Origin of the sequence: Leucobacter chromiireducens (genome assembly GCF_051993095.1) — a bacterium.
GTDB classification, from domain to species: Bacteria; Actinomycetota; Actinomycetes; order Actinomycetales; family Microbacteriaceae; genus Leucobacter; species Leucobacter chromiireducens.
Genome location: NZ_CP197024.1, coordinates 2,908,147 through 2,933,479, shown reverse-complemented (window position 1 = coordinate 2,933,479; position 25,333 = coordinate 2,908,147). Strand labels below are relative to the sequence as shown.

At 67.3% G+C, this 25,333-nt stretch carries 25 protein-coding genes and 1 riboswitch; of the genes, 19 read left to right on the top strand and 6 right to left on the bottom strand.

Features of this window, described 5'->3' with window-relative positions; translation table 11 throughout:
- Positions 1-9 precede the first annotated feature (9 nt).
- Complete coding sequence (locus ACR81A_RS13250) at positions 10-705, bottom strand: SDR family oxidoreductase (RefSeq protein WP_440312069.1); 696 nt, start codon at positions 703-705, stop codon at positions 10-12.
- A gap of 57 nt (positions 706-762) precedes the next feature.
- The gene (locus ACR81A_RS13245) at positions 763-1,347 is read right to left on the bottom strand and encodes a helix-turn-helix domain-containing protein (protein ID WP_440312068.1); all 585 of its coding nucleotides are present in this window, start codon (positions 1,345-1,347) and stop codon (positions 763-765) included.
- A gap of 67 nt (positions 1,348-1,414) precedes the next feature.
- Between ACR81A_RS13245 and ACR81A_RS13240 the strand changes: the two genes are divergently transcribed.
- From ACR81A_RS13240 to ACR81A_RS13220, 5 genes are all read left to right on the top strand, one after another.
- Positions 1,415-2,368: an NAD(P)/FAD-dependent oxidoreductase gene (locus ACR81A_RS13240; protein ID WP_440312067.1), complete on the top strand. Its 954-nt coding sequence runs from the start codon at positions 1,415-1,417 to the stop codon at positions 2,366-2,368.
- 158 nt (positions 2,369-2,526) lie between these two features.
- Complete coding sequence (locus tag ACR81A_RS13235) at positions 2,527-3,111, top strand: SipW-dependent-type signal peptide-containing protein (protein ID WP_237462173.1); 585 nt, start codon at positions 2,527-2,529, stop codon at positions 3,109-3,111.
- A 76-nt stretch (positions 3,112-3,187) separates the two neighbouring features.
- Entirely contained in the window at positions 3,188-3,766 is a 579-nt protein-coding gene (locus tag ACR81A_RS13230; protein WP_337248865.1) for a SipW-dependent-type signal peptide-containing protein, read from the top strand.
- Positions 3,767-3,789: 23 nt separating this feature from the next.
- Positions 3,790-5,046 carry a signal peptidase I gene (locus tag ACR81A_RS13225; RefSeq protein ID WP_440312066.1) on the top strand — a complete coding sequence of 419 codons (1,257 nt, stop codon included), beginning with the start codon at positions 3,790-3,792 and terminating at the stop codon, positions 5,044-5,046.
- A complete protein-coding gene (locus ACR81A_RS13220) occupies positions 5,034-5,597 on the top strand; it encodes a hypothetical protein (protein ID WP_440312065.1) in 564 nt (187 codons plus the stop codon). The genes ACR81A_RS13225 and ACR81A_RS13220 overlap by 13 nt, the downstream gene beginning before the upstream one ends.
- 59 nt (positions 5,598-5,656) lie before the next feature.
- Here the strand turns inward: ACR81A_RS13220 and aspS are convergent, their stop codons facing one another.
- A complete protein-coding gene (gene aspS, locus ACR81A_RS13215) occupies positions 5,657-6,985 on the bottom strand; it encodes an aspartate--tRNA(Asn) ligase (RefSeq protein ID WP_202381485.1) in 1,329 nt (442 codons plus the stop codon).
- 180 nt (positions 6,986-7,165) lie between these two features.
- Here aspS and ACR81A_RS13210 point away from each other — a divergent pair, with 180 nt between their 5' ends.
- The 9 genes from ACR81A_RS13210 (at position 7,166) to resB (ending at position 15,523) form a co-directional block, all read left to right on the top strand.
- On the top strand, positions 7,166-8,053 hold the full coding sequence (locus ACR81A_RS13210) for a transporter substrate-binding domain-containing protein (protein ID WP_202380687.1): 888 nt from the start codon (positions 7,166-7,168) through the stop codon (positions 8,051-8,053).
- A gap of 19 nt (positions 8,054-8,072) precedes the next feature.
- On the top strand, positions 8,073-8,867 hold the full coding sequence (locus ACR81A_RS13205; protein WP_440312064.1) for an amino acid ABC transporter permease: 795 nt from the start codon (positions 8,073-8,075) through the stop codon (positions 8,865-8,867).
- Positions 8,768-9,625, top strand: a complete 858-nt coding sequence (locus tag ACR81A_RS13200) for an amino acid ABC transporter ATP-binding protein (protein WP_440312063.1) — start codon at positions 8,768-8,770, stop codon at positions 9,623-9,625. The genes ACR81A_RS13205 and ACR81A_RS13200 overlap by 100 nt, the downstream gene beginning before the upstream one ends.
- Positions 9,626-9,643: 18 nt before the next feature.
- On the top strand, positions 9,644-10,690 hold the full coding sequence (locus ACR81A_RS13195; RefSeq protein WP_440312062.1) for an LLM class flavin-dependent oxidoreductase: 1,047 nt from the start codon (positions 9,644-9,646) through the stop codon (positions 10,688-10,690).
- A complete protein-coding gene (locus tag ACR81A_RS13190) occupies positions 10,687-11,697 on the top strand; it encodes a GNAT family N-acetyltransferase (RefSeq protein WP_440312061.1) in 1,011 nt (336 codons plus the stop codon). Before ACR81A_RS13195 ends, ACR81A_RS13190 begins: the two co-directional genes overlap by 4 nt.
- 97 nt (positions 11,698-11,794) lie before the next feature.
- The gene (locus ACR81A_RS13185; protein WP_202380692.1) at positions 11,795-12,448 is read left to right on the top strand and encodes a histidine phosphatase family protein; all 654 of its coding nucleotides are present in this window, start codon (positions 11,795-11,797) and stop codon (positions 12,446-12,448) included.
- The gene (locus tag ACR81A_RS13180) at positions 12,445-13,125 is read left to right on the top strand and encodes a TlpA family protein disulfide reductase (protein ID WP_202380693.1); all 681 of its coding nucleotides are present in this window, start codon (positions 12,445-12,447) and stop codon (positions 13,123-13,125) included. The genes ACR81A_RS13185 and ACR81A_RS13180 overlap by 4 nt, the downstream gene beginning before the upstream one ends.
- 6 nt (positions 13,126-13,131) lie before the next feature.
- Positions 13,132-13,875: a cytochrome c biogenesis protein CcdA gene (locus ACR81A_RS13175; protein WP_202380694.1), complete on the top strand. Its 744-nt coding sequence runs from the start codon at positions 13,132-13,134 to the stop codon at positions 13,873-13,875.
- Positions 13,859-15,523, top strand: a complete 1,665-nt coding sequence (gene resB, locus ACR81A_RS13170; protein WP_440312060.1) for a cytochrome c biogenesis protein ResB — start codon at positions 13,859-13,861, stop codon at positions 15,521-15,523. Before ACR81A_RS13175 ends, resB begins: the two co-directional genes overlap by 17 nt.
- 86 nt (positions 15,524-15,609) lie before the next feature.
- Here the strand turns inward: resB and purU are convergent, their stop codons facing one another.
- A complete protein-coding gene (gene purU, locus ACR81A_RS13165) occupies positions 15,610-16,494 on the bottom strand; it encodes a formyltetrahydrofolate deformylase (RefSeq protein ID WP_202380696.1) in 885 nt (294 codons plus the stop codon).
- A gap of 110 nt (positions 16,495-16,604) precedes the next feature.
- A riboswitch (ZMP/ZTP riboswitch) is annotated at positions 16,605-16,690 on the top strand.
- A gap of 48 nt (positions 16,691-16,738) precedes the next feature.
- On the opposite strand from purU, the gene glyA reads away from it, so the two are divergent.
- Together glyA and ACR81A_RS13155 are read left to right on the top strand one after the other, a co-directional pair.
- Entirely contained in the window at positions 16,739-18,022 is a 1,284-nt protein-coding gene (gene glyA, locus ACR81A_RS13160) for a serine hydroxymethyltransferase (protein WP_440312059.1), read from the top strand.
- A gap of 5 nt (positions 18,023-18,027) precedes the next feature.
- Entirely contained in the window at positions 18,028-18,927 is a 900-nt protein-coding gene (locus tag ACR81A_RS13155; protein WP_440312058.1) for a bifunctional methylenetetrahydrofolate dehydrogenase/methenyltetrahydrofolate cyclohydrolase, read from the top strand.
- A gap of 72 nt (positions 18,928-18,999) precedes the next feature.
- Here ACR81A_RS13155 and ACR81A_RS13150 read toward each other — a convergent pair whose 3' ends face one another.
- Complete coding sequence (locus ACR81A_RS13150; protein WP_440312057.1) at positions 19,000-19,641, bottom strand: PepSY domain-containing protein; 642 nt, start codon at positions 19,639-19,641, stop codon at positions 19,000-19,002.
- Positions 19,642-19,805: 164 nt separating this feature from the next.
- Here ACR81A_RS13150 and ACR81A_RS13145 point away from each other — a divergent pair, with 164 nt between their 5' ends.
- Complete coding sequence (locus ACR81A_RS13145) at positions 19,806-20,495, top strand: DedA family protein (protein WP_440312056.1); 690 nt, start codon at positions 19,806-19,808, stop codon at positions 20,493-20,495.
- Between the two features lie 22 nt (positions 20,496-20,517).
- On the opposite strand, the gene ACR81A_RS13140 is transcribed toward ACR81A_RS13145, so the two are convergent.
- The gene (locus ACR81A_RS13140; protein WP_440312055.1) at positions 20,518-22,341 is read right to left on the bottom strand and encodes a glycerophosphoryl diester phosphodiesterase membrane domain-containing protein; all 1,824 of its coding nucleotides are present in this window, start codon (positions 22,339-22,341) and stop codon (positions 20,518-20,520) included.
- 122 nt (positions 22,342-22,463) lie between these two features.
- On the opposite strand from ACR81A_RS13140, the gene ACR81A_RS13135 reads away from it, so the two are divergent.
- Both ACR81A_RS13135 and ACR81A_RS13130 read left to right on the top strand, forming a co-directional pair.
- A complete protein-coding gene (locus ACR81A_RS13135) occupies positions 22,464-24,482 on the top strand; it encodes a TPM domain-containing protein (protein WP_440312054.1) in 2,019 nt (672 codons plus the stop codon).
- A 108-nt stretch (positions 24,483-24,590) separates the two neighbouring features.
- A complete protein-coding gene (locus ACR81A_RS13130) occupies positions 24,591-25,307 on the top strand; it encodes a PspA/IM30 family protein (RefSeq protein ID WP_202380703.1) in 717 nt (238 codons plus the stop codon).
- The last annotated feature ends 26 nt before the right edge of the window (positions 25,308-25,333 follow it).

Here is a 25,333-nt window from a genome sequence, read left to right as displayed (position 1 = left end):
GCGTGGGGGTTAGAGGCGGGACAGCTCTCGACGCGGCCGAACCGCCACGTCGGTGATCTGCACGTCAGCGGGCGCGTCCACGACAAACCGGACCGCCGCAGCCACCGACTCGGGCCGGATGTAGCGCTCTGCATCGTACGCCTCGCTCGGGATCAGCCCGCGCAGCATCGGCGTATTGGTCTGGCCAGGCGCGATCGTTGCAACCCGCACCCCGTGCGGTTCCTCGTCGATGCGCAGCACGTCTGCGAGGCCCCGAAGCGCGTGCTTGCTAGCGGTGTAGACCGCGCTCCCCGGTGCGGGCCGCGTGCTCGCGCCGGAGCCCAGGAAGATCACGGTGCCGGAACTCTCGCGCAAGAGCGGGAGCGTCAGCCGGGTGAGCTCCGCCGGCGCAGTCACGTTCACCGCGAAGTGGTCTGCCCAATCGCTGACCGCCGCATTCTCGACGCTCAACCCACGAGCAACCGCCGCCGCGTGCACGAGCACATCGAGCCGCTCGAGTGTGGCAACGCGCGCGGCGACCGCTGCTGCGTCACGAAGCTCGAGCGCCCAGGTCTCCGCGCCGGTCTCGGCTGACACCGCGGCAAGCCGCTCGGGATCTCTGCCCACCGCAATTACCCGGTGCGTGCCCGCGAGCTCACGAACGATCTCACGGCCCATGCCGCCGCTGGCGCCCGTGACGAGTGCGGTTGGTCGGTTATTTGCCATTAAAACTCCTGTTCGAACCCGCGACGTGGGTGCTGCGCCGTCTCCCTCCAGTGTCTCTTACTTGAGCTGCGGCTCGGCGCTGTCGTCGATTTCGAGCGGGGTGTGCAGATGTAGCCGCTCGCCGATCGTGTTGAAGATGCTGATGACCTCCGCCTTTCGGCCGCCCGCGGCGCGGATACGGTGCGGAGTCATCGTGTCGAACTCCGCGGCTTCCCCCGGCCCGAGTTCAAGCGTCTGCTCGCCGAGTTCGAGCGTCAGCCGCCCGGAGAGGACATAGAGCCACTCGGAGCCCTCGTGGACCTGCGCGGGGCGCACGGGGGCACCGGGGCGGTACGTGATCTTGAAAGCGCGCACGGCAGATGCCTCGCGAGTGAGTGGAGCAATCGTCATGCCACCGCGAGACACCGTCCCCCGGCGCACGCGCGGGTCGCGGTCGCGGTGGGGGAGGAGATCGTCAACGCGGATCCCTAGCTCGCGTGTCAGTGGGAGCAGGAGCTCGAGGCTGGCCTGGCGCTTGCCCGACTCGAGTCGCGAGAGCGTGCTTGCCGAGAGCCCGGCACGGGCCGCGAGATCTGCGAGAGTGAGCCCACGTTCTTGCCGTGCGGAGCGCAGGCGGGGACCCAGCTGTGCGAGTTCGTCCATCATTCACCTCTTTGCTAATAATGCAAACCTGATTGCCAGTATTGCAGACTGCAGGCAAGCTGGCCGCATGACTGAGCAGAACACTGACCTGGACTTCAGCTACGACGCGGTGATCATCGGCGGGGGAGCCGCGGGGCTCAGCGCCGCCCAGGCGCTGGGGCGATCGCTGCGCCGCACACTGGTAATTGACGGTGGTGCGCCACGCAACCGCTTCGCCTCGCACATGCACAACGTGCTCGGCCTCGACGGTACGCCACCGCACGAGTTGCTCGCGCGAGGTAGGGCTGAGGCCGCGGCCTACGGGGTGGAGTTCGTCACGGGGGAGGTGGGCTCCGTGCGCGAGGACGCCGGGGGCGTGCTGCTCGACGCCACGATTAACGGGGTGCCCCGCACCGTCGCCGCCCGCGCACTGCTGCTCGCCACCGGCGCGGTGGATGAGTTGCCTTCGGTGCCGGGGCTTGCCGAATACTGGGGTGGCTCCGTGCTGCACTGCCCGTACTGCCACGGTTGGGAGGTGCGCGGCAGTCGGCTCGGCGTGCTCGCGACCTCACCGGGCTCGATTCACCAAGTGCTGCTCGCGCGCCAGTGGAGCGATCGGGTGACCGTGTTCGCGGCGGGGCTTGGCGTACTCGACCCGGAGACCGAGCGCCGCATGCGAGCCCGCGGCATGGAGATTGTGGGGGAGCCGGTGGAGGAGCTGCTCGGAAATGGGGCGAGCCTCACGGCTGCGCGCACGACGGACGGGAGCCTGCACGAGCTCGATGCCGTGCTCACGATGAGCGCGGTGCGGCCGCGCGATGCGGTGGTCTCGGCGCTCGGCCTGGCGCGCGCGGACACCCCGGTCGGGAGTTTCATCGCGGTGGATCCGGCAGGGCGCACGAGTCACCCCCGCGTGTGGGCCGCAGGCAACGTCGTGTCTCCCATGGCCACCGTGCCGATCGCGATGGGCGGCGGCGCGCAGGCGGGCGGGGCGATGAACTGGGCGCTCGTGGAGGAGGACTTCGCCCGCGCGGTGGCGTAGGCGGTCACGTCGGCCGGCGGTGGTGCGGAGCTGTTGCGTGGATGAACGCTGCGAAAAAATTCACAGAAAAGCCTGTTGAAGTACCTTTTGTTGTCGTAGCATGTGCCCAAAGCATCACCAAGGTGGGCTTGGTGAGTCTGTACAAAGGGGTATGGCTTATGCGTGACGAACAAATTCGTACGGGGAGCAAGGCTGAGCGCCGAGGGTGGACGCGCGCGCGTGCACTGCTGGCGGGCGGGCTCGTGCTCGGGGTCGGGACGGCGGTCACTCTTGCCGCGTGGACCGACACTGAGTGGGTGCGCGGTGTATTCGGGAGTGGAACCTTCGGTATCGAGGGTTCGCCGAGCGGCACAAACTTCTCTGACCACCCAGTAACGGGTGCGCCAGCTGCGCTGACGTTCCAGATGAATGCAAACGCACTCGCGCCGGGAGACTCCGTGTACGCGGGGTACGCGGTGCAGCTCATTGCGGGCGCGACGAACCAGGCGAATGTGACACTCGCTACCGACTCGACGGACGCCATTACAGGAACGACGTCGAGCTTCGTGTACACCACCTCGGCGACGTGCTCGGCGAGCGCGTTCACCGCGGGGACCGACGCGAACGTGACGAGCTTCACACTCGCGGCTCCGGAAACTCCGAAGTTTGTGTGCTTCAAGGTGACCGCAGACAGCTCGTTGCCACAGGGGGCGACCGGTGAGATCGTGTGGACCTTCACCGCAGAGTCCGGCGCGGCCGTGTAGGTGACACGTGCGCCACGGTCAAACTGGCACATCGCGTCGAACTTGGGACGTCGGCCAGCGGGGGCGGTTCACACGCGTGCGGGCCGTCCTCGCGGGTGCGCTCGTACTCGGAGTGGGCGGGTCGCTCACGCTCGCTGCGTGGACTGACACGGAGACTGCGCAGGCGAACTTTGCCGCCAGCGTGTTCGCGATTCAAGGGTCAATCGACGGCACGACGTTTGCGGACCACCCTGCGGGAAGCCCCGCGGTGCTGAACTTTACCGTCGCCCCAACGGCGATGTCCCCGGACACGACGAGCTATGCGCGCTACACGGTGCGCACAACGCCAGCGTCAACGGTGGCCGGTGCGCTCTCGCTGAGCGCGGCGAGCGTGGGCGGCACCGGCCTCGGACCGTATCTCAGGTACGGGGTGGTGGCGATCGCCGGGAACGTGACCTGCAACGCGGCGGCCTTTGCTCCCGGAACGGGCACGGTAATCGTTCCTGCAGGGAGCCCGCTGACAACGGCTGGAACGGTAAATCAGCCGCTGGCGGCTGGGGGTGCAACTCCCGTGAGCTACTGCTTCGCGGTCACGCTTCCCGCGGGCACAGCGAACGCGGCCCAGGGTCTGAACGCTTCAGCAACGTGGACGTTCACCGGGACCTCAAACTCCTAGCAGCAGACGACGAAGGGAGATGCGTGACGCGAGAACGTGGGGTCCGTGCTGGCGCGGTGATCGGGAACGTGCTGCTCAACATCGCGGCTGTGGGCGGCATTGTCTGCATTGTGCTCGTCGCGCTCTCCGGGTTCTTCGGCATCTCGATCATCATGTTCAAAACGGGGTCGATGTCGCCGTCGATTCCTGCCGGGTCGCTGGCCATCGTGCGGCAGATTCCTGCGGATGCGATTCACGTAGGCGATGTGGTGACCGTTGATCGGGCCGGAATGCTGCCCGTCACGCATCGGGTGACATCGGTGTCCGGGGAGGGGCCGAGTCGCACCATCACCATGCGCGGGGACGCGAACGATGTCGATGACCCTTCTCCGTATGACGTCACCCAGGTGCGCGTCGTGATGGGTGCCGTGCCGGGACTTGCCCGCGTGGTCGTGTGGTTCTCGCACCCCGCTGTGCTCGGTGCGCTCACGATTGCGGCTGCGACCCTCGTCACGTGGGCGTTCTGGCCGAGAGCTCCGCGCGGGCCCGGGGGCTCGGAGCCTCATCCTGAACGTCGAGCCGGTCTGGCGGCGCGACGAGGGCGACACACTGCGGGAGCCGCGGCGCTCGCCGCAGTGTGTCTGGGAGCTGGATGGGGGATCGCGCAGCCCGCCGAACGGGCTGCGGCCGCGACGCCCCAGCATGCCGAGGCTCGCGGTGCTGATGGCGAACGGGTGGAAACGGTCACGGGGAAGCGCCTCAGGCTGACCGCGGTGGGGAACCCCGCAGCAATGCGCGCCATGCGCCCGGGCGTTCCCGTTGACTGGCAGGTCGGGGTTGCTTTTGACTCCGCCAGCGCCGGGGACATTGATGTTGCGCTGATCGCCACGGGCGACCCCGAGCTCGGGCTTGCCGTCGCGGTGCGCTCATGCGCGGTGCCCTGGGAGGGGCGTGTTTGCGCCGACGCGGAGCGTGTGGTTCTTGCCCCTGGCGCGCTCGATGTGTCAGGCGAACCGATCGAGCTGGGAGTGCTCACTGGCGTCGAGGAACGCTGGTATCTCGTCACGGGTGAAATCCCGGCCGGGGGATTGGGGCAGGTGGGCGTCACCTTTCGGGCGGTAGGGCACGGAGAGCGCGCGGAGATCGGACCGGGGGAAGGCGGCGCCTGGGCAACACCGACGCCCCCGGTGCTGCCCGTGACGGGTATGCCGGCCGCGTGGGGGCTCGCTGTGGTCGCCGTCGCGGGCGGGCTCGGTTGCGCGGGCATTGCCTCAGTAGTGCGCGGGCGGTGGTCGAGATGATGCAGGCGAGAAAAGCTCGTGGTGCACGGCGCGCTCAGCTGGTGGTGGCGTGTGTGCTCGGCGCGGCGGTCGTGTCCGCGTGCGGAGCCCCGCCGTCGATCACCGATGCGAGCTGGGCGGATGCGGAAAACGCCACCGCGTCCTTCTCCGCGATGACCGTGCCCACCCCGCAGCAGCTCACCCCCAAGTGTTCCTTCAACCCTGGCTTGCTGGGAGCGACGCCAAAGATCACGGTCGAGTGGCGGGTTCCCGCCGGAGCGACGGGGTACACGATGGCAAGTGCAGAGTACGGCTATCTCGCACAGGGGGGACTCACTCCGTTGACCTCGGCGCTGCTGGGAAGCGTGACCGTCTCGGGGACCACTTCAGCGGCGAAGACCGAGTTCAATCTCGGGCTGCTGGGTGGTTTGCTCGGTGGCGGCGCATCAGTCGCAGTGAGGCTGACGGGGCCCGGCGGCTGGAAGTCTGCGTGGCTGGTCGCGACGGGAACGAGTGGTATCGCGGGGACAAACGCTGACTGTAACTGGAGCACCGTGCCTCCGAGCCCGTAAACGCACGTGTGCCCCGCAACCCGAGTGGGCGGCGGGGCACACGTGCGTGAGGCCTGAACTTAGGGGAGCAGACGGTTCGGGCCGCGGAACAGGTAGGTGACCTCGCGGATCGATGACTGCTCAAGCATCAGCATAAGCACGCGGTTGAGGCCCATGCCGAAGCCGCCGTGCGGGGGCACGCCGTAGCGGAAGAAATCGAGGTAGAACTCGAGCTCCTTCGGGTCCATGCCCTTCTCGATCGCCTGCGCTTCGAGTACCTCGATGCGGTGCTCGCGCTGCGCGCCCGTCGAAATCTCGGTGCCGCGGTAGATGAGGTCGTAGCTCTTCGTGAGGTTCGAGTCATCCTCGTGCCGCATGTGGTAGAACGGGCGAATCGATGCGTCGTAGTCCGTGAGGAAAACGAAGTCGCTGCCGTGCTCCTCCTTGGCCCACGCGGCGATCTGGCGCTCGCCCTCGGGGTCCATGTCGGCGTCGGTGCGGGGCACCTCGTAGCCGCGAGCCTTGACGATCTCCTTCGCCTCGGCGAGGGGCACGCGCGGGAACGGGCGCGCCGGCACGGTGAGGTCGATGCCGAAGAGCTTCTGGATCTCCTCGCCGTGCTTCTCCTTGACCGCGGTGAGGCCAGCGACGATGAGCTCCTCGTGCAGCTCCATCACGTCGACGTGCGAGTCGATCCAGCTGAGCTCGGTGTCGATCGAGGTGAACTCAGTCGCGTGGCGCGACGTGAACGAGGGATCAGCGCGGAACGCAGGGCCGACCTCGAAGATGCCGCCGAAGCCCGCGGCCTGCGCCATCTGCTTGAAGAACTGGGGGCTCTGCGCGAGGAACGCCTTGCCCTCGAAGTACTCGACCTCGAACAGCTCAGCACGCGATTCCGAGGCCGAGGCCATGAGCTTCGGCGTCTGGATCTCGATGAAGCCGCGATCCACCCACACGTTCCGCAGCGCGTGCAGGAAGGTGGTCTGGATGCGGAACACGAGGTTCTGCTCGGGGCGGCGGAGGTCGAGGAAGCGCCAGTCGAGGCGGACGTCGATGCCCGAGTCGCCGGCGACGGGGTTGTCGGGCAGCGCCTTCGTGAGAACCTCGATCGTTTCGATCTGGATCTCCACGCCGCCGAGCTTCACGCGCTCGTTGTGCTGCAGCTCACCCTCAACGGTCACGAAGGTGCCGTGGGTCAGCTCAGAAATGGTGGTGGTGCGGGGCACCAGGATGTCCGAGCGAGGGTTCTCGGGATCCGGCTCGCGCAGTACGCCGCCGTTCACGAGCTGCACTGCGCCCGACTCGTCGCGCAGCACCACGAACTGGACGTAGCGCTGATCGCGCACCTTTTCCACCCAGCCGGATACGCGCACGGTGCCGCCCTCAAGGGCGGGCAGGTCCTTAATCAATACACGCTCAGTCACCCCCACAGTCTACTCGCGTGTGGGGGCTTGCACTGCGCGTGGAGGACGACGAGTAATCAATAAGTTGAAACAATGTGTCACATCACTTTGATGAATGGGTGGATCGTTCCTACGCTGTCCCTCGTCCCCCGGATCTTTGCACGGGGCCTTCGAAAGGACACGCCCATGACCCGCTTTGCTCGCACCACACTTCTCGCCGCCGCGCTCGCCACTGTGGCGCTGGGCGCGAGCGGCTGCGCTCCCGCGGCTTCCGCGGGCGGCTCGGGGTCAGGGGCCGACGCGGAGGCGGGGCCGCAGAAGCTGCTCGTTGCCACGGGCGGCTCGCCGCGGCCGTTCACCTTTCTGGACGAGAACGACGAGCTGACGGGATACGACATCGAGATCCTCAAGCTCGTCGACGAGAAGCTGCCCGATCTCGAGTTCGAGTTCCAGGTTGCCGAGTTCCCCGCACTCTTCGCCGGCCTCGACTCCGGCCGCTTCAACATCGTGGCCAACAACCTCTCCGCCACGGAGGAGCGCCGCGAGAAGTACGACTTCTCGGATCCGTACATTGAGGCGCAGTTCGGTGTCGCTTTCGCGAAGGGGTCTCCGCTCGCGGGGGCGACGACCCTCGACGAGCTCGCAGGCAAGCGCACCTTCGGGGAACCCGGCCTCAATTTCACGAAGATTCTGGAGGCCTACAACGAAGCGCACCCCGACAAGAAGATCGAGATCGAGTACACCGAGCTCGATCTGCAGTCCCAGTACAAGAAGGTCGCGACGGGCGGCGCGGACTTCGTGTTCAGCGACAAGGTCGTGTACGACGGGTACGCGAAGGGCGTGGACGTCGACTTCTCGCAGCTCGACGGCGAGAAGCTCGTTGAGGAGTATGGCACCAACCTCTTCTCCGCCTACGCGATCTCGAAGCAGACCCCCAACGTGGATCACGTGGTGGAAGAGCTGAACGGCGCGCTGCGCGAGCTCGCTGCAGACGGCACACTGACGAAGCTCAGCACCGAGTTCTTCGACGGCCTCGACGTGTCGCCGAAGACCGCGCTCGCCGAGAGCGAGTAGGGCGGAAACCGTTACCACCGTGGACACCATCATCGATTTCCCCGCGATCGGGAAGTACGTGCTCGATCTGCTGCCGTACATCCCGGTGACCCTCGCGCTCAGCGTGGTCGCGACGGTGATCGGTACGCTGCTGGGGCTCGGCCTTGCACTCATTAAATTGGCGCGCGTGCCCGTGCTGAGCCAGATCTGTGCCGTGCTGGTCTCATACCTGCGCGGTACCCCGCCGCTTGTGCAATTGCTGCTGAACGTCAACGCAGTGCCGATCGCAATCCTCTACATCAACCACGCGTTCGGGACGAACTGGGACGCGATGGCGCTCTCGCCCTTTGTCGTTGCCGCGTTCACGTTTGCTCTGACCGAAGCGGCGTACAGCTCGGAAACGATTCGCGCGGCTCTGCTGTCGGTGGACAAGCGCGAGATCGAGGCCGCGCACGCGCTGGGGATGACGTCGTGGCAGACCCTCACGCGGGTGACCGTGCCCAACGCCGCGGTTGTCGCGTTTCCCACCCTCGTGAACCACTTCATCGGCATGCTCAAGCAATCGTCCCTCGCGTTCGTCGTGTCGATCGTTGAGATCACCGCCTACGCGAAGATTCTCGGCGGACGCGACTACCGGTTCTTCGAGGCCTACCTTGCTACCGCGATCATCTACTGGGCGCTCACGGTGCTGATCGAGCAGGGCGCGCGCTGGATCGAGCGCTGGATGGAACGCCCGTGTCCCGTTCGCGGGCGGTCACGTGGAGCAGCCGTCGGGTCGACGCCGACTGGCGCGACCGCGCCGGGCGCCCATACCGCGGCCGGGGTGCTCGCATGATCGGCGTGCACGGCATCCGCAAGGCGTATGGCGAACGCGTGATTCTCGATGGCCTCGATCTCGAGCTCGCCGAGGGTGGGGTGACCGCCATCGTGGGGCCGTCTGGCGCGGGAAAGTCGACTCTGCTCCGCTGCTTCGACCTGCTCGAACGGCCCGATGCCGGAACGGTGACGGTCGATGAGGTGACCGTGAACGCGGCATCAGCGGGCCGCGCCGAGGTGCTGCGACTCCGTCGCAATACCGCGATGGTCTTTCAGCAGTTCCAGCTGTTCGCCCGCAAAACGGCGCTCGAGAACGTGGCCGAGGGGCTCCGTGTCGTCCGCGGCCTGCCGCGCCGCGAGGCCGAAGCCGCCGCCGCCGCGCACCTCGATCGCGTCGGCCTCGCCGCACACGCCGGGCACTACCCCGCCCAACTCTCGGGCGGCCAGCAGCAGCGCGTCGGCATCGCGCGGGCGCTGGCCATGGAGCCGCGCGTGCTGCTGCTCGACGAGCCCACGAGCGCGCTCGATCCCGAGCTGGTGGGCGAAGTGCTGCAGACGATCCGCGAGATCGCGGCCGCCGGGCAAACCATGGCGCTCGTGTCGCACGAGATGCACTTTGTGAGACAGATCGCCGATCGCGTCGTGTTCTTAGAGGGTGGCCGCATCGTCGATGACGCCACCCCGGACGCGTTCTTCGGCCCGGACGCGAGCACGCGCGCCCGCGCCTTCCTCCGCGAGTACCACCTGGCCCGCGGCGGCCCCGAATACCAGATTTGATCATCCAGGAGATACCTCATGACCACCACTCCCGCGCCGCGGCCCCTCAAGAGCCTCGGCTTCATCCACCTCGTTCCCTTCGACAGCGCCGACCCGGGCCGCGGGCTGCGCGATGGCGTCGAGCTGTTCCGCTACGCGGAGGAGCTCGGTCTCGACAGCGGCTGGGTGCGCACGCGGCACCTGCAGCACGGGCTGCCCTCGCCCGCAGTGTTCTTCGGTGCGGTCGCGCAGCAGACGGAGCGCATCGGGCTCGGCACGGCGGTGATCCCGGTCGGCCATGAGAACCCGTTCCGCCTGGCCGAGGACCTTGGCACCGCGGACGCGCTGTCGGGAGGCCGGGTGCTCACCGGTGTGAGCGTGCACCCGCCGGGGTACGCCGACGACGTGAACGACCTCGTGCACGACGCGGGCTGGCGCGACGAAGATTACTCCTACGAGCGGATTGAGCGGTTGCGTCGATTCCTTGCGGGGGATCGGGTGCGCGAGGTGCCGCCCTACAACGGTATTGGCGGGGACTTCGACTCGGAGCGGGTCGAGCCGCACAGTGCGGGGCTCTCCGAGCGGCTCTGGTACGGCGGCGGCTCGCTGCGCTCAGCGGAGTGGACCGGCCGCGCCGGGCTGAACTGGCTGGTGAGTAACATCAGCACCACGGCGGATGGCGACACGAACTTTGGGCGAGTGCAGCGCGCGCAGATCGACGCGTTCCGTGCCGCGCACCCTGCCGGCGAGGCCGCGCGCGCGACGGTGGCGCGCGTGATCGTGCCGACGGATGGGGCTACGCCGGAGCAGGCGGCGAAGTACCGTGCCTACGCGGAGGCCCGCACCCCGCGCACCGCGCAGGTGCACGGCGGGAAGACGATCATTGCCCGCGACGTGCTCGGCTCGCGTGACGAAATTGTCGAGTTTATTCGCACCGACCCCGCGTTCCAGGCCGCGGACGACTACCTCTTCGAGCTGCCGTTCGAATTTGAGCTGGCGGACTGGAAGCACATCCTCCATGAGCTCGCCACGAGCATTGGGCCATCGCTCGGGTGGCAGCCCGCGACCGAACGGGAGACAGCGTGAGCATCGCGGTGCGCCAGGCGCGGCGCGAGGAGTTCGCCGCGGTTGACGCGCTGATCGGAGCGGCGTACGCGCACGACTACGGCGAGACAAGTGGCGGGAGCGATCCCTTCCGCGCCGCGGCCGTGCGCGCTCGCGACTACGACGTGTGGGTGGCCGAGGACAGCGATGGGCAGCTGCTCGGCAGCGTGACGACCCGCCGCCCGGGCGGGCCCTCCCTGCACGAGGACATCGCCGCCGACGAGCTCGACCTCCGCCTCCTCGGGGTGTCGCCCGCCGCGCGTCGGCGGGGTGTTGGTGCCGCCCTCATGCGCGACGTCGCCGCGCGTGCCGCGGGGGAGGGATTCAGCGCGGTGGTGCTGAAGACCGGCCCCGCGATGCGCGGTGCGCACCGCCTCTACGAAACGCTCGGCTACGAGCGTCGGCCTGAGCGGGACGGGCTGTGGATCGGGGGCGAGCACCAGCTCGATCTGTTCACTTACGCCTACCCCCTCGTGCCACTCGTCGAGGCGCCGCTCGCGGATGAGTCCGCGGCGCGCGGGGTGCTTGGCGCGTTCCCCACGGGCGTGGTGGCGCTCGCCGCGCGCGGGGCGGCGGGGGAGCCCGCCGCGGCACTCACCGTGCAGTCGTTTGTCTCGCTGTCGGTCGCGCCGCCGCGTGTGCTGCTCACCGTCGGCACCGGATCGAGTAGTTGGCCGCGAATCGCCGCGACAGGTTCGTTCGCCGCGACGGTGCTCGGCGCGGGCCAGGGGCCGATTGCGCGCCGGCTGGCACGCCCCGGGGTGCACGACAAGCTCGGCGGCACCCCCACTGTCCGCACGCCCACGCGCGGACATCCGGTGATTGCTGGCGGGTCGGCCTGGCTTGAGTGCGCGATTCGCGAGGAGTTCGACGGCGGCGACCACCGCATTGTGCTCGCGGATGTCCTCTCCTACGGGCTGCTCGGCGGAGTAGACCGGCCGCTCATCTATGCGCGCTCGCGTTTTGGCGGCTTCGCGGGTGTGGCGTAGCGCGATCCCGATCGAAAAGCGGCGAATCGAACCCGGATCCCGAGAGCACACCCGGAGGGGGTATGCTCCCGGGATTCTCAGGTGAGCCGAACGTACAATGGTCTGCGTGAGCGACAAACTGCTGCATTTGGTGCGCCATGGCGAGGTCCATAACCCCGATCTGGTGCTGTACGGGCGTATCCCCGGATTCCGCCTCTCAGAGCGCGGACACCGTATGGCGGAGGCCGCCGCGCTCGAACTCGCGGGCAGCGACCGCGCGATCGCGAAACTCTACGCGTCGCCGCTCGAGCGCGCACAGCAGTCGGCGCGACCTATCGCGAGCACCTTCGGTCTCGAGATTGTCACCGAAGAGGGCATCATCGAGCCCACCAACTTCTTCGAGGGCAAGGTGAACTCCGGCCCCGACGCCGCGTTCAAGCAGCCGCGCTACTGGCACAAGTTCTGGAATCCCTTCCGGCCGAGCTGGGGCGAGCCCTACCGCCAGGTGGCCGCGCGCGTGCGGCAGGCGATGGACGATGCCTGGGCCAGCACCCGCGGGGGCGACATCGTGATGGTGTCGCACCAGTCACCCATTTGGATGGCGCACCTCGATATTGCAGGCAAGCCCCTCTTCCACAACCCGGCCTCGCGACGCTGCGAGCTGTCGAGCATCACGAGTTTTGAGAAGCGTGGTGAGCGCTGGTTCGAGGTTGACTACCGCACCCCCGCCGCTGGGCTGCTGGACGACGCCGTAGATGTGGGGGCCGTATGATCCGCCGAAAGACCTGGGCCGTCGCGGCCCTCGCCCTGAGCGCCGCGCTCGCGCTGTCCGCGTGCAGCAGCGGGGGAGGCAGCGACCTCTCGAAGCAGTGGCAGGAAGGCAGCGACAAAGGCTACGTCTCCGGCGACGGCACCTCCGCGAGCTTCGCGCCGAGTGAGCGCACCGATCCAGTTGAGTTCTCGGGCGAGACGGAGCACGGCGAGGAGCTGAGCTCAGCCGACATCGCGGGCCAGGTCACCGTGGTGAACTTCTGGTACGCGGGGTGCCCCCCGTGCCGTGCCGAGGCGCCGGACCTGGTCGCCGCATACGACGAGTTCTCGCCGAAGGGCGTCGAGTTCATCGGTGTCAACACGCGCGATCAGGCCGCACAGGCCCAGCAGTTCGCCAAGGAATTCGGTGTCGAGTACCCCTCGATTATGGACATGCCGGGCGGTCGTTCCGTGCAGCGCGCGTTCGCCGGTCAGGTGCCGCTGAACGCCGTGCCGACCACGCTGATCCTCGACCGCGAGGGGCGCGTGGCGCACCGCGTGCTCGGCATGCTTGCGGGGGAGTCGCAGCTGCGTACCCTCATCGAGGAGACCCTCGCCGAGGGTGAGCAGGACGCCACAGATGCGCCCGCTTCTGCCGAGTCGGGGGACCGCACGAGCGCCCCGAGCAGCAAGCAGTAGCCGCGCGTGGGCATCTTTGAGATCGTGGCGGACGGGCAGTTGCTCGTCGCATCGCTGATTGCGATCGCCGCGGGGCTCGTCTCCTTCCTGTCGCCGTGCATTCTGCCGCTCGTGCCCGGCTACCTCGCGTACGCGAGCGCGAGCGCGGGTGCTGCTCCCGGGGAAGCACCGAACCGCCGCCGCCTGGTGCTCGGCTCGGTGCTTTTCGTCGCAGGCTTTACGGCAGTGCTCGTCACCTTCCTTGCGGCCGCCGGCTCCGTGGGCATCTGGCTGATGGAGTGGGAACCCGTGATCACGCGCGTTATGGGCGTGTTCGTGATCGTCATGGGCCTCGTGTTTATGGGCTTGTTCTCGCGCGCGCAGAACACGCGCAAGCTCAAGCTCAAGCCCAAGCTCGGCCTGGCAGGGGCGCCGGTGCTGGGCGCGGTTTTCGCGATCGGTTGGACGCCCTGCATGGGCCCGACGCTCACCGTCATCATGGGGCTCAGCCTCCAGCAGGGATCCGTGGCGCGCTCTGTGGTGCTGGCGCTCATGTACTGCCTCGGCCTCGGCCTGCCGTTCGTGCTCGCCGCGTTTGGCTTCGGCTGGATGACTCAAACGATGACCTTTTTCAAGCGGCACATTCGTACCGTGAACCTGATCGGCGGCGGTTTGCTGATCCTCATCGGTCTCCTCATGGTGACCGGGCTCTGGAGCAAGATGATGTTTGCACTGCAGGCGGTGATTGACGGGTATGTCACGCCCCTCTGATTACGATGACGGCACCGGCGCTGGCGGCTCGCTGCGCGCGGAATCCCCCGAGCTCGGCCTCAAAGGCTGGGGTCGCTGGTTCTGGCGCCAGCTCACCAGCATGCGGGTGGCCCTGATCCTGCTCCTGCTGCTCGCGGTTGCAGCGATCCCCGGATCGCTCGTGCCGCAGCGCTCTGCCGACCCCAACGGCGTGGTGCAGTACCAGCAGGATCACCCGACGCTATTCAAGATCCTCGACGCCTTCCCGATTCAGGCGTTCGACGTGTACAGCTCGGTTTGGTTCTCTGCGATCTACTTGCTGCTGTTCATCTCGCTGATCGGGTGTGTGCTGCCCCGCCTCGCGCACCACTGGAAGGCCTGGCGCGGCACGCCGCCCAAGACCCCCGCGCGGCTGAACCGCATGGCCGGCTTCTCGGAGGTGCGTGTCTCGAACCCCGACGCGAGCCCCGAGGAGCGTGCCGAGTTTGGTGAGCGTGCCGTCGAGGTGGCCGCTGGCATGCTCAAGAAGCAGGGCTACCGCGTGGAGACGCAGGAGGTGACGCGTCGTGGCGTTACCGAGGTGTCGGTGTCCGCCGAGCGCGGCTACCTGCGCGAGACCGGAAACCTCCTGTTCCACGTCGCGATGCTCGGCGTGCTCATCAGCGTCGGCGTCGGCGCGGCACTCACGTTCAACGGCCAGAAGGTGCTCATCGAGGGTGAGACGATGGTCAACCAGCTCATCGACTACGACACAGTGAACTCGGGACAGGCATTCGATACGGGCAGCCTGGAGCCGTTCAGCCTGCGACTGAACTCGCTCGACGTGAGCTACATGACCCCCGAGGACGGCAACATCGATGCCTTGGGTCAGGTCAAGGACTACATCGCTGACATGACGTTGATCAGCGCCGACGGAAAGTCGGAGGAGGAGCACACGATTCGTGTGAACCACCCGCTCCGTGTGCATGGCTCGCCCATCTACCTGATCTCGAACGGCTACGCGCCGCTCATCACGATCAAGAACGCGGAAGGCGAGGTGGTGTACCGCGAGTCGATGCCGTTCATTCCGCAGGACACGAACATGACCTCGCTCGGCGTGGTGAAGGTGCCCTTCGGTATCTCGACGGAGGATGGCGAGGCGACGCAGCTCGGCCTTCGCGGCTTCTTCTACCCGACGCAGGCGGAGCTCGACACGGGCGCGTTCACCTCGAACTACCCGGACCTTGAGAACCCCGTGCTCACGCTCGATGTGTTCACTGGCAATCTCGGCATTGACGGAGCCGTGCCGCAGTCGGTCTACGTGCTCGACACGAGCGACATGGAGCAGCTCACGGGCCGCGCGGTTGACAAGAAGTCGCTGTCGCTCACGCCGGGTGAGACGGTCGACCTGCCGAACGGCATGGGAACGATCAGCTTTGAGAAGGCGCCTCGATACGCGGCGTTTGACGTCATGCAGAACCCCGCACAGATTTGGATCCTGATCTTCGCGCTTGCCGGCCTGGGCGGTCTCATGTGGTCGCTCTTCGTGCCTCGCCGCCGGATGTGGGTGAAAGCCCTGCAGGATGAGGACGGTGTCGTGCTGCAGTACGCCGGCTTGGCTCGCGGTGACGATCCCGCGCTTGACCGTGCCGTCGAAGAGCTGCGCGAGCGGCACCGCGAACAGCTCTAGCTTGCGCCGCATACAGTACTGCCCCGGGGCCTCACGCCTCGGGGCAGTACTGTTTTCTGGGCCGTGATGATGCGGGAGCGCGCCGCCTAGCGGAAGATGATCGTGCGGGCGCCGTCCGCGAGGATGCGGTTCTCGGCGAACCAGCCCACGGCGCGGCGAAGCACGCGTGCCTCCTCGTCCTGGCCGAGCTGCACGAGTTCGCGCGGTGAGTACGAGTGATCGACGCGCACGACATCCTGTTCGATGATTGGGCCCTCGTCGAGATCCGTCGTCACGAAGTGAGCCGTCGCGCCGATGAGCTTCACCCCGCGCTGGTGGGCCTGCTTGTAGGGGTTGGCACCCTTGAACCCGGGCAGGAACGAGTGGTGAATGTTGATCGCGCGGCCCTCGAGCGCTTCGCACAGGCTCGGCGACAGAATCTGCATGTAGCGCGCAAGCACTACCAGCTCAATGTCGTGCTCCTCGACCGCGGCGAGGACGCGTGCCTCGAATGCGTCGCGATCCTCCGGCGAGGCGATTGCGCGGTGCTCGAACGGCACGTCATAGAACTCGGCGATGTCGCGCACGGTCTCGTGGTTCGACAGGATCAGCGGCACCTCAATGGGCAGCTGGCCGCCACGCTGGCGGTACAGGAGGTCGTTGACGCAGTGCGTCGCGGTGGAGGCCAGAATGAGCGTGCGCACGGGGCGGCCCACGCGGTCGAGCCGCCAGGTCATGTGGTAGCGCTCGGTCACGGGTGCGAGGGCGTTCGCGAAGCGATCCTCGAATGTGTCGGGCTGCGCCACGGCCTCAACCTGCAGCCGCATGAAGAAGCGGCCCGTATCGGCCGACGCAAACTGCTGGCTCTCGGCGATGTTGCCACCGGCCGCCACGATCGCACCGCTGATGGCATGGACGATTCCGGGTCCGTCAATGCAAGAGAGGGTGAGCACCCACTGGGTGTCGAGCGTGTCAGCAGCGATCGTGTTCATCCGGCCAATTCTAGCCAGTCTTCCCGAGTGGCCGCGCTTCATGGCGATCGGCTGACGGCTGCGTAACCAGGCGGAACTTCCCGGTTGGGGAATGTGCCCCGCTGGTATGCTGATCGGGTCGTGACTGGCGTACAGATGGTCCACCATCGGGGAACGACACCTCTTCACGGAATGGCCGCTCGCCTGGGTCTTGATTCCGATACCGATTCCGCCTGCGCGGAGCGAACACACTGAGGAGCGCACTATGTCCACCCAGTCAGCTTTCTTCAACGAGCCGCTCGAGGTCGTCGACCCCGAGATCGCTGAGGTCCTGAAGAACGAGCTCGGCCGCCAGCGCGGCACGCTTGAGATGATCGCCAGCGAGAACTTCGTTCCGCGCGCGGTGCTCGAGGCGCAGGGCTCGGTGCTCACCAACAAGTACGCCGAGGGCTACCCGGGCCGCCGCTACTACGGTGGCTGCGAGTTCGTTGACGTCGCCGAGGATCTCGCTCGGGATCGTGCCAAGAGCCTGTTCGGCGCGCAGTATGCCAACGTGCAGCCCCACTCCGGCGCCTCGGCAAACGCCGCCGTGCTCTCGGCAATCGCTGAGCCCGGCGATACGATTCTCGGCCTTGAGCTGGCGCACGGCGGCCACCTCACGCACGGCATGAAGCTCAACTTCTCCGGCAAGCTCTACAACGTTGCCTCCTACGGCGTCGACCCCGAGACGTTCCTGATCGACATGGACGTCGTCCGCGCGAAGGCGCTCGAGGTCAAGCCGAAGGTCATCATCGCGGGCTGGTCGGCGTACCCCCGCACGCTCGACTTCGCGGCGTTCCGTGCGATCGCCGACGAGGTGGGCGCGACGCTCTGGGTCGACATGGCGCACTTCGCGGGCCTCGTGGCCGCTGGCCTGTACCCCAACCCGGTGCCGCACGCGCACGTCGTTTCGTCGACCGTGCACAAGACGATCGGTGGCCCCCGCTCGGGCTTCATCCTCACGAACGACCTGGATCTCTACAAGAAGATCAACTCGAACGTGTTCCCCGGCCACCAGGGCGGCCCCCTCATGCACGTGATTGCGGCGAAGGCCACCGCCTTCAAGCTCGCCGCCACCGAGGAGTTCGCTGACCGTCAGGTCCGCACGCTCTCCGGTGCAAAGCTTCTCGCTTCCGCACTCACCACCGAGGCCTCGAAGGCTGCTGGTGTTGACGTGCTGACGGGTGGCACCGACGTGCACCTCGTGCTCGCAGATCTCCGCAACTCGAAGCTCGATGGCCAGCAGGCGGAGGATGCACTCCACGAGGTGGGCATCACGGTGAACCGCAACTCGGTGCCGTTCGACCCCCGCCCGCCGATGGTCACGAGCGGCCTGCGCATCGGCACGCCCGCGCTCGCCACTCGCGGCTTTGGTGATGTCGAGTTCGCTGAGGTGTCGGACATCATCGCGCTGACCCTGCAGCAGGCCGGCGACATCGAGGCGCTGAAGGCGCGCGTCACGACGCTGGCTGAGGCCTTCCCGCTGTACCCCGGCCTCGAGGAGTGGTGAGCCCGGTGGCAGAGTCCACCGGCGCACAGCGCCTGAACGGCACGCAGGCCGCAGCCGACATTAAGGCTGAGCTCACTGAGCGGGTCGCGGCGCTCGCCGCGCGCGGCGTGGTGCCCGGCCTCGCGACGGTGCTCGTGGGCGAGGATCCCGGTTCGCAGTGGTACGTCGCGGGGAAGCACCGTGACTGCGCTGAGGTGGGCATCGCGTCGATCAAGCGCGAGCTGCCCGAGTCGGTCACGCAGGACGAGCTTGAAGCGGTGCTTGCCGAACTCAACGCGGATCCCGCGTGCACGGGGTACATCGTGCAGCTCCCGCTGCCGAAGCACATCGACACGGATCGCATCCTCGAGTGCATCGACCCCGCGAAGGACGCTGACGGCCTCCACCCGATGAACCTGGGCCGGCTCGTGCTGAACGCCAACACGGAGATCACCTCGCCACTGCCTTGCACGCCGCGCGGTGTCATCGAGCTTGTGGAGCGCAACGGCCTGTCGTGGGCTGGCAAGCACGTGGTCGTGGTTGGTCGCGGCGTGACGGTGGGGCGCCCGATTGGGCCGCTGCTGACGCGTCGTGAGTTCAATGCGACGGTGACGCTCACCCACACCGGCACGCAGGACCTGTCTGCTGAGCTGCGCCGCGCCGACGTGATCGTGGCCGCGGCAGGCGTGGAGGGCATCGTCCGCGCCGAGGACGTGAAGCCGGGCGCCATCGTGCTCGACGTGGGCGTCTCCCGCAAGGTCGATCCCGAGACCGGCAAGAGCCGCGTGGTCGGCGACGTTGATCCCGCCGTCGCCGAGGTTGCTGGCTGGGTATCGCCGAACCCCGGTGGGGTGGGGCCGATGACCCGGGCGCTGCTCCTCAAGAACGTTGTCGAGATGGCGGAGCGCGCAGGCGACGCCGCGTAGCTCCTGGCACAGACGCTCCGGCCCGGGCCGACTCCGCGCGAGTCGACCCGGGCCGGAGTGTTTCACGGGAAACTAGTCGGCCTCGCGGGAGCGGATCTCACCCGTGGTCGCGTCAATCGCGAGCTCTGTTTCGGCCAGCGTCTCGGAATCGAGCAGTGTCGCCTCCCACACGAGCGAGCCGCGATCCCGCTCGAGAGAGAGCGAAATGAGTCGGGGGCTCGGGTAGGTGTCACCGGAGATCCGAGCGGCCTCGGCGATGCCGATCTTGGGGTGCTCCTGCTCCTCAGAATCAAGGGTGACCTCGCGCGAGCGCAGCTCCGTGAGTGAGTCTGCTGCGAGCTCAGCCTCGTAGCCCCGCTCTGGCGTGGTGTTCGTGGGGCCGCCGCTCGGGAAGCGACTTGTCACCTCCCAGATCCACTCGTCGTTCTCGAAGTCGAGATCGATTGCCACGATCTCGCCGCGCACCCCGTTTCCTTCGGACGCAAAGCCTTCGAGCCAGTCGGTGGCCCAGCGGACTTCGGTCGGAATCCCGGTCGCGGGGAAATCGTTGTCCCCATGGGGACCGCTCGCGCTCGGAGAGGTGGCGCCTGAGCCGCTCTCGCGGGGCGGCACGTTGACGGTCACGCACCCCGAAAAGGTGAGGGCGAGCGCTGAGAACGCGGCTGCGGCGGCGATGCGTCGCCGGCGTGACTGCTGAGCGAGTGTGAGATTCATCCGGTGCTCCCTCCGGGCAAGCCAATGAGTGCCACTCACACTACCCCGCCGCAGTGGGCACCCACCGGGGGATCGACAGCCGCTCCCCAGCGGGCCGGGGCATAATTAGTTCGGTTGCGCGCCGCGCACCCCGCGCATCCCACACGAGAGCAGAGCCGACACACGTGACCTCGACCCTAGCCGCACTGACCGCTGCCACCGTTCCGGCGCTTCTTGGGATCGACTGGCTCGATCCCGAAACGCTGCTGAAGGCGGGCGGCTGGGCGGCCCTCATCCTGGCCTGCGCCTTCGTGTTCCTGGAAACCGGCGTGCTTGTGCTCGCGTTCCTGCCGGGCGACTCGCTGCTCTTCACCGTCGGTCTGTTCTCGGCGACCGGCGTGATCGACGTGCCGATTTGGATCACTTGCATCCTGCTCTTCGTGTTTGCCTTTGCCGGCGATCAGATGGGCTTCATGATCGGGCGAAAGCTCGGGCCAGCGATCTTCAGCAAGGAGAAGAGTCGCTTCTTCAACCCCGAGAATGTGGCACGCACGCACACCTTCTTCGAGAAGCACGGCCCCAAAGCCATCATCATCGCGCGCTTCCTGCCGGTCTTCCGCGCCTTCGTTCCGGCGGCGGCTGGCGTGGGCAACATGCGCTACCGTCAGTTTGTGGTGTACAACGCGGTGGGCGCGCTGCTCTGGGGTGTCGGCGTGACGCTCCTCGGGTACTTCCTCGGACAGATTCCCTTCGTGCGCGAATACAGCGAGGTGTTCATCATCGTGCTCGTGCTGATCCCGGGCATCCCGATCCTCATCGAAGCAATCAAGGCATTCAAGGCGTGGCGCGCAAACCGCCGCGCAGCCCAGAACTAGCGCTTGCGGGGCGCGGTTCTCGCTACATCACGGTCACGAAGCGGGCGAGCGCGTCAACCAGAACATCTGACACTCCGGTCTCGCCCTGCATCTCTGCGCGTGCGGCGAGCGCCTGATCGGGGTGGTCGGTGATGATCCCGTCGGTGCCGCGGCGCAGGTGCTCGCGCATCCCCGGAACATCGTTCACGGTCCACACCATGAAGCCGAGCCCGGCATCCCACGCGGCGCGCTGCATCGCGTCGCTCGCCGTCCACTGCTCAACCACGATGAAATCGGCAATTGTGTCGGGGAGTCCGCCGCCGGCAAACGCCATGGTGTAGCCGACGGTGAGGTCGGGGCGGAGCGTCTTCAGCCGCTCGACGCTCCCCGCATCGAGCGAGTGGTAGATGTTGTTGTCGAGCGCGTCGAGCGATTCAAGCTCTGCCACGAGACGATCCACGTGATCGGCGGTGTCGGCCCCGCCGAGCTTGATCTCGATGAGCAGGGGCATTCCGATTTGCTCCGCGTGCGTGACGTACTCTGCGAAGCTTGGGATCCGATCCTCGTGCCCGGCCCGGTCATGCACCGAAATCGCCGTGATCTCGGCCAGCGTGAGATCTTTCACCGCGACGTCACGCCCTGCCAGGCGGCTCAGCTGCGCGTCGTGCATGGCGACGAACTGACCGTCGGCGGTCTGCATGACGTCCATCTCGACGAGGTCTGCGCCGGCAGTTGCTGCTGCGTCGAGCCCGCTCAGCGTGTTTTCGACCCCGCCATCTGAGAACCCGCGGTGGGCGAGAACGAGCGTGGTCGGCGCCTCGGCCAGCCGGTGGAGGGTGTCCCAGCCGGCGACACTGAGGGCGGCGGCCAGGCCGAGCGAGGTGAGGAGTACGGCGAGGCGTGGGCCACGACGGGTGCGCGGCGCTGATGCGAGTGGGGCCGAGAGGAGTGTGATCCGGTCGGGGTGGGCCTGGGCCGCCCGACGCACACGGGTGATGAGCACACCGGCAACCGCGGCGGTCGCGAAACCGCTGAGGAGCAGCCCGACGACCTGGGCGGCCCCGAGCGAGATCGCCGCGACTGCGGGTGCCGCAGTGGGAAGGGCTGCGTCAGCGAGCGCGGTGGGCACAACCGCGGTGACCAAGAGACCGACACCCAGTGCACCGGCAACCAACGTGACGACCGTGATCGCGAGCGCGATGGGAAGCCAGGCGCGCGGTCCTCGCGTGAGGCGCCAGCTCGTGCGCAGTGGCCTGCGCGATGAGGTGAGCACGAACACCGGCACGGTGAGCGCGAGGCGGATGTTGACCCACGCGAGCACGAGGAGCACCGCAGCAAACACGGCCTCACTCGTGGGCGACTTTGCGAGCTCCCCCGAGACGAACGAGGGGATCGCAATGCCCCGGGTCAGTACAGACGTGAAGCCGAATCCAGTGAGCGGAACGAGCACGAAGAGATAGCCGATGAGTGGGATCGATCCCGGGCGAAAAAGTCGTCGGGCGACTCTGCCGATCTCACGGAGAAACTGTCGCGCGCCGAGGCCGGGCCAGCGCAGCAGCACCACGAGTGCGGTGAATTGCAGTGCAATCACCCAGAACGCCACCGCCACGATGATCGCGATCATCGTCATCGTGAGGGGGAAGCCTTGGCCGAGTGACAGCTTGCCAAGATCGAGCCCCACCATGCCATTCGCGCGGAGGGCCTCTCGGAACACCCAGCTGATGAGGGGGAGCGCGATGAGCAGGAGCACGAGCTGTGTGAGCAGGATCAGGCCTGCGAGGCGAGCGCCGCCCTGTCGCACGAGGCGCCAGGCCTCCGCGCAGAGAACGCGTGTCTCTGCAAACACTCCGGGAGCGCTGCGCGCCATTGTGCCTCCTTCGCGACGGGACATCGGTCGTTCCGCCCGCTGATCGGGGCCCCGAGATCAGCCTAGGCCCGCACACATCATTGACTCTGGCGGCGCACGGAGACCACTTATAGACTCAGCACATGAGGGACGACGCGGTCCACATCGACCGTGACGGGGGAACGGGAATGAAACGTATTGCACCGGTGCTGGGGGTCGCAGTGCTCGCCGCGTTGGCCTGGTTCGCGCCAGCCGCAGCAGTCGCGACTGCACCGCCCGCATTTGCTGGGGCGTACGTGTTGGACGGTACCTCGAAGGGCGTACTCGGTTCGCAGGTTGATGAGCTGGAGGACGAGGTGCGGGCGTTCGCTGCCGAGCATGGCGTGCAGCTCTTCGTGGTCTACGTCGATGAGTTCGAATCGCCAGAGGACCCGGTGGCCTGGGGTTCCGCAACTGCGCAGAAGAACTTCTTGGGCGATGATGGCGTGCTGCTCAGCGTTGCCGTGGAGGATCGCCTGTTCGATCTCAACGCCGCGAAAGACCTGATCTCGGACGCGCAGTACGACAAGCTGACCGAGGACTATGTGCGCCCCGCGCTCAAGAAGAGCGACTGGGCGGGTGTCGTCGGCGACACACTCACCGGAATCGACAAGACCGTGCTGAACCCCAGCTCGAACGGGACTGGCGTGGCGATCGCCGTGATCGGTGGCGTTGTTGTTGTGGGTGGCGTCGCGGCAGGTGTCGCGGTGTCGCGGAAGCGCAAGCGTGAGCGGGAGGCGGAGGGGCAAGAGCCTCAAGCGACCCTGGGGGAGCTCGAGGCGCAGGCGAGCGCGCTCTTGGTGCGGGTCGATGACGACCTGCGCGGAAGCGAGCAGGAGCTCGGCTTTGCGCAGGCGCAGTTCGGTGCCGAGGCCGCGGAGCCATTCGCGCAGGCGATCGAGGAAGCACGCGCACAGCTCCAGGCTGCCTTCACACTGCGCCAGCAGTTGGACGATGACATCCCGGATACGCCGCAGCAGCAGCGTGAGTGGCTCAGCGAGATCATCGCGCGCTGCTCGGGCGCAAAGGAGTCGCTCGACGCGCACACTGAGTCGTTCTCGCGGTTGCGTGAGGTCGAGCAGCGGGCGCCCGAGGTGCTGACCCAATTGCGTGATGCAGTGCCCGGTGTGGAGGCGCGACTTGCCGCGGGCCGGAACGCGATGGGCGAGCTCAGTACCCGGTACGCCGAGACGATCGTTGCGGGCCTGCAGAGCAATATCACCGAGGCGGAGGCTCGGCTTCGATTTGTTGGGGAATGCATCACGGCCGCGGATCGTGAGATCGGCGAGGGCAAAACGGCCGCTGCCGCGGTGAGTCTGCGTGCTGGTGAGGCCGCGCTTGAGCAGGCGGGAACCCTCGCCGACTCCCCGAACACCATCGGGGCAGAGCTTGCTGAGAGCGCACGCCAGCTGGAGGCGGCTCACGCGGATCTCCGCGCAGACTTGCAGACGGTTGCGCAGCTCATGCCTGCGGCGCCGGAAGGTGAGCAGCGCGCGCTTGCCGCAGCCGCCGCGCAGGTCGAGGCGGTGCTCGCCGCGGACGTCGCCGGCGATCCGGTGCGTGCGCTTTCCGCGGCAGCCGAGGTCAACGTGCAGATCGATGGCGCGATCGGTGCGGCTCGAGAGTCTGCCGAGCGGCAGCGGCGTGCCGAGGCGGCGCGCGACGAGGCGCTGGTTCCTGCGCGCAGCGAGGTCCTCGCGGCTGAGCAGTTCATCGAGACCCGTCGTGGCGCGATTGGTGCCGAGGCGCGGACACGCCTTGCAGAGGCCAAGCGGTACCTGCAGCTCGCCGAGCAGTACGCCACCGCGGATCCTGCGCGCTCGTACCAGAGTGCCCAGCAGGCGACCCAGTATGCGCGGGCCGCGTACCAGCTGGCCTCAGCCGATGTCTCCGGGTGGGGAGGCGGCGGTGGCTACGGCGGTGGGGGCGGCGGCTCGAACGGCAGCTTCGGCGGCGCGGTGTTGGGCGGCATCCTCGGCGGCCTCCTCAGCGGTGGAGGATCAGGCGGTGGCGGCGGCTGGAGCGGTTCCAGCGGCGGCTTCACCGGTGGCTGGAACGGTGGCGGTTCGATTGGCGGCGGCTCCGGTGGCGGTGGTCGACGCGGTGGCGGTGGCCGGTTCTGAGCGACCCGCTGAGTGCGGGGTTCGCGCACAAGATTTCATCCGGCCATCCAGGCCGGTGAACACACTCCTCCGAGCTGGTTCGGTGGAACACTAGGAAAGGAAGCCGACATGGCAAAGCAGTCCATCCTTGGCCGTATCGCACAGCTCGCCAAGGCAAACATCAACGCACTCCTCGACTCCGCGGAAGACCCGGAGAAGATGCTCAACCAGATGGAGCGCGACTACAAGAACAGCATCGCCGATGCAGAAAGCTCGGTCGCGCAGACGATCGGCAACCTGCGTCTCATGGAGGCCGACCTCGAGGAGGATCGGAAGGCGATCACCGAGTGGGGCAGCAAGGCCGCCGCGGCGTCCAAGCAGGCGGAAACTTTGCGCGCCAGCGGTGATACCGCGGGTGCAGACAAGTTCGACAACCTCGCGCGCGTGGCCCTCTCGAAGCAGATCTCCTTCGAGAAGGAGGTGGAGACCGCTGAGCCGAGCGTCACCGCGCAGCAGCAGGTCGTTGAGCAGCTGAAGACTGGTCTGCAGACGATGCGCGAGAAGCTCGTGCAGCTGCAGGCGAAGCGCGACGAGCTCGTCTCTCGCGGCAAGGTGGCTGACGCCCAGTCGCAGGTGCAGGACGCGGTGAAGAACCTCGACGTGCTGGATCCCACGAGCGAGCTTGGCCGTTTCGAGGAGAAGGTCAAGCGTCAGGAAGCGATGGTGCGCGGCCAGGCAGAGCTCGCTGCTTCCACGCTCGATGCGCAGTTCAACGAGCTCGATGATCTCGGCGCGCTGAGCGAGGTCGACCAGCGACTGCAGGCGCTCAAGCAGGGCGGCAACTAGCCACGAGCCCCTTGCCCGAAGCGGCC